Source organism: Pararcticibacter amylolyticus (genome assembly GCF_003130405.1).
GTDB classification, from domain to species: domain Bacteria; phylum Bacteroidota; class Bacteroidia; order Sphingobacteriales; family Sphingobacteriaceae; genus Arcticibacter; species Arcticibacter amylolyticus.
On the sequence record NZ_QEAS01000032.1, the window covers coordinates 12,982 to 16,495 of the forward strand.

The 3,514-nt window shown below is 46.6% G+C and carries 2 protein-coding genes; both read right to left on the reverse strand.

From position 1 onward, the window contains the following. Nucleotides 1-683: DUF3826 domain-containing protein (locus tag DDR33_RS23675; RefSeq protein WP_109418292.1), on the reverse strand; the 683-nt coding region annotated here is incomplete at its 3' end. A gap of 18 nt (nt 684-701) precedes the next feature. Then, nucleotides 702-3,482 (reverse strand): glycoside hydrolase family 78 protein, encoded by a 2,781-nt coding sequence (locus tag DDR33_RS23680; protein WP_238387930.1) that lies wholly within the window; start codon nt 3,480-3,482, stop codon nt 702-704. Between the last annotated feature and the right edge of the window lie 32 nt (nt 3,483-3,514).

The following is a 3,514-nucleotide window of genomic DNA, read 5'->3' on the forward strand; positions in this document are numbered from 1 at the left end:
TTCCCGGCTGCTTTCTCTGCTTTTCTTGCATTGACATAATCTTTGAACAACTGCTTCCAGTTTCTCCCGTTCGAATTGAGATACTGCTCGCATTTAGTCTTATAGATTTCAAAAATGGCGGAGATCTGTTTCATGCTTTTATAGTCGACGGCCTGTTCCCTGGCCTGCTTAAGATGAGCAAGAATGGTTTCTTCTTCTTTCTGCGTCAGATCAGGAACGATGGATTTGTAGCCTCTCATCGTGAATGCCACTTTGCCGATGGTATATTGGTCAAGAATATACTCAACCTGTTGCTCTGTTAAGTCCTTACGCAAGCCATCCATCAGGTTCTTGTGAACTGATTCCGGCATGGCCGAATTCGCAATTATCTGCCTGTCAAGGTCACTTAATTTGTTGCCCGTAGCAGGGTTGATCCCGGCAGGAACAGAAGTGAAGGGATGCTCATTATTCCAGTCGCGAATAGTTTTAAGGTGAGTCGCAATGACCGTCCTCAGGCGGCCTTCTTTTGCGGGATCATTCAGTCTCAGGGAATCCACCCATTCTGAGGCCTTTTTGTCCTGCTCATCATCCGCTTTTGCCTTAGTTTCGGCAGCCCCTTTCTTCGCACGCGCTGTCTGGCTGTAAGCCGAAGAAGCGGCCAAAGCCGTACAAAAAATCAATACACTGAAAATTATTCGTTTCATATAGTTTAAATCATTCTGTTATTTACCTGAACTGAAAGAGTAGTCACCGGATCCGACTTCAAATACGGCCCTGTCACCTTCCATTCCTACAAACTTTACGCCTTCTGCTGAAGAGGCACTTTTCTTTCCTTCTTTTACCTTACCGGCAGCAGCAGCAGGTATATAAACAAGAGCCTTAGTATTGGAAGGCACCGTAATATTCCAGTTAAAACTCTTTCCGGATCTCTTCCAGTCACTCCGGATCATACCATGTACAGATTGGTAGGATGCTTTCGCAGAGTTGAGGCCTTCGATCACTTCAGGCTTCATGATGATCTTCTTAAAGCCTGGTGCAGAAGGATCGGACTTTATTCCACCCAGATTTTCATAATACCAGATGACCAGGTCGCCCAGCAGCATCACATGGTTTCCAGAGTTCATCGCAGGGTCAGCAGTGTTCCCGTTCCAAAGCTCCCAAATGGTGGTAGCTCCATTTTCAACCATATAACCCCAGCTTGGATAATCCCGGTTCGACGCAAGTTTATAGGCTATATCAGAACGGCCATTCCGCGAAAGCCCCCTCATTAACCATTGGGTACCGATCACACCAGTCCCGATATGACCTTTGTTCTCCACCATGATCTTATCGGCAATACTCCTGACCACATTTTCTTTAGCCCCTTCAGGAACGATATCATAAACAAGCGGGAGGAGGTTTGCCGTAATGGTATTATTACTGTACTGACCTTTAGAAGCATCAAAGAATTTCTGATTAAAAGCGGCTTTTATAGCTGACGCTCTTGAAGAGAAATCCCCGGCATCTTCCGGTTTCCCCAGCAGCCTGGCGAATTCCTCCATGATAAATGAGAGCCTGATATATGTTGCAGACGCAAGTAAAACTCCGTCTGTCTGTCTTTTGGGATCTCTTGAATGAATAAGCTCCTTTGATTCGGGAGGCACGCACCAATCGCCATATTTATCCTTTGTGATCAGGCCGTCCTGAGTGTACTTACCAGCCATGTAATCCATCCACTTCTTCATATGATCATAGTGCTCCCTTACAGACTCCAGATCGCCGTACTGCCTGTAGAGCATTTCAGCCACTGTGATATAAGTAGCCGGCCAGGTAACGTTATCTCCGTAATATCGCCAAAACGCGGGGGCAACATCCGGGATGCTTCCATCCTCTTTCTGCGACTGATGAATGTCATCGAGCCATTTTGCATAGATGCGGCTGTTATCAAACATAAAGCTTTCACCATAAGAGCCTGTAGTACGATCCCCCAGCCATGGCTGACGTTCATTGCGCTGAGGACAATCTACCGGCATTCCCTTATAATTGCTCAGAACACCCCACCACGCGTTTTTATAGACCTGGTTGATGGTAAGATTCGAAGTAACAAACTCACCGGTAGTTTTTATTTCGTCGTACACGACCCTTCCATCGAAGTCGTTCAGGGTCGGCGTGCCCGGGAAACCGGTAATTTCAACAAAACGGAATCCATGATATATAAAACTTGGCTCCCAGCTTTCCTGTGCACCACCCTTTACTATATAAGTATCAGTAGAACGGGCATCACGAAGGTTTCTCACATAAAGTTCTCCGCTTGCCTGGAGGTTCTCTCCAAAACGCAGCTTAACAGTATCTCCTTTCGCTCCCTTTACCCTCATCCTGATCCAACCGGCAAAGTTTTGTCCCATGTCCATGATGTAGGTATTGGCCTTCAGCTTCTTTATGGATACAGGCTTTAGGGTAGCCATCACTTTCATATTCTCATTCATCTGGGCCTCATAAGTTCCCCCGGGTTCCTGAACAAATGAAGCCTTCTGCCAATCTTTATCATCAAATCCTGTTTTGTTCCATCCCGGCATCTCTTTAGTAGCGTCATATTCCTCCCCATCATATTCATTGTTCGAGCGGATAGGGCCATTACCCGTAAGCTTCCAGGAATCGTCTGATACTACCACATCTTTTGATCCGTCAGCATATTCCACCAAAAGATTAAAGAGCATTTTCGGATGCCCGAAGTTTTTGATCTTGTAAGGCTTGTAATCCTGGCGCATGGTATAATAGCGTCCGTTCCCCAATACCGTTCCGATAGCATTCTTTCCTGGCTTCAACATGGACGTTACATCAAAAGCATTGTATTTTACCCCTTTGAAATAATCCGTAGGTGCAGGTGCCAGCACCTGGTCGCCCACTTTCTCCCCGTTGAGATACAGTTCATACATCCCCAGGCCGATAATATAAGCAGTCGCCCTCTTCACCGCCTTCTTTGCTTCAAACTCTTTGCGTAAATAACGGGCACTTAAACGCGACCATTGTGTTTCGCTGTCCCATGGAAAAGGCTTATCCACCCCAATCCATCTTCCCTTCCAGTCGACATAGTTTAAAAGCCCGATACTAAAGTTCGCAGGGCTGCTCCATGCTGATTCCCCCCTGCTGGTCCAAACCTTCACTTTCCAGTATGCCCTCTCATTACTTTTTAAAGCAGTCCCCTGATACCTGACATGCACGGATACATCCGAACTGACCCTCCCGGAACTCCAGAGATCACCTTCGTTTCCCGACAACTTTTCAGGTGTTGATGCAACAAGCACCTGGTATGCGGTCTGCTCCACTCCCCTGGCAGAGCTCTTTAGCTCCCAGCTCAAGCGTGGCAGGGTAACGTCAATCCCAACGGGATTAACCAGCAGTTCTGTCCGGAGGTTCACGACAGAAACAGCTTGCCCCATCAGCTGCGTGGCGCACAGCATGAGGAATAACATCAATGAAAATTTGCTATTGGCTTTCAGCAGTCGGCTATCAGCTCTTTGCATAATGTGAATTATTTAAATGTTTTTATTTATTG

Coding starts and splice junctions, on each gene's coding strand:
- DDR33_RS23680 (WP_238387930.1), bottom strand. CDS start 3,482: ATGCAAAGAGCTGATAGCCGACTGCTGAAAGCCAATAGCAAATTTTCA.